The organism is Chryseobacterium potabilaquae, assembly GCF_902728265.1.
GTDB lineage: Bacteria > Bacteroidota > Bacteroidia > Flavobacteriales > Weeksellaceae > Chryseobacterium > Chryseobacterium potabilaquae.
Genome location: NZ_CACVBR010000143.1, coordinates 1 through 533 on the forward strand (window position 1 = coordinate 1; position 533 = coordinate 533).

1 protein-coding gene is annotated in these 533 nt (G+C 36.2%); it reads right to left on the reverse strand.

The features are described 5' to 3' along the window. Positions 1-533 (reverse strand): phosphopantetheine-binding protein (locus CHRY9293_RS18560; RefSeq protein WP_162034329.1); only part of this gene is annotated, 533 nt, incomplete at both ends.

A 533-nucleotide genomic window follows, 5' to 3' on the forward strand; every position in this document is an offset into this window, starting at 1 on the left:
CTACACTGGCCTGTAAACCTAACCCCTGATGAATCTTACTAATCAATTTAATAGCCATAATACTATTTCCTCCTAAGCGGAAGAAGTCATCATGTAAACCTATACTTTCTACAGGTAAACCTAAAACTTCTCCATAGATCTCTGCTAATTGTTTTTCAAGGATAGTCGTTGGTGTTATATATTCTCTATCTCCTGTGAAGTTAGGTTCAGGTAAAGCCCTGCGATCTAACTTACCATTTATCGTAAGAGGAAACTCTTCTAAATGAACATACACAGAAGGAACCATATACTCTGGAAGTAATCCTGATAAATACACAGATAAATCGTCAGGATTTACCTCTGTATCAGATACATAATAACCTACTAAGTATTTTAACACTGAACTATTCTCCTTTGCCAGTACAACACTTTGACGAATCCCTTCATAACTCAATAAACCATTCTCTATCTCTCCCAATTCTATCCTAAATCCTCTGATCTTTACCTGGAAATCGTTTCTACCTATATACTCCAAATCTCCTCCCGGAAGATAA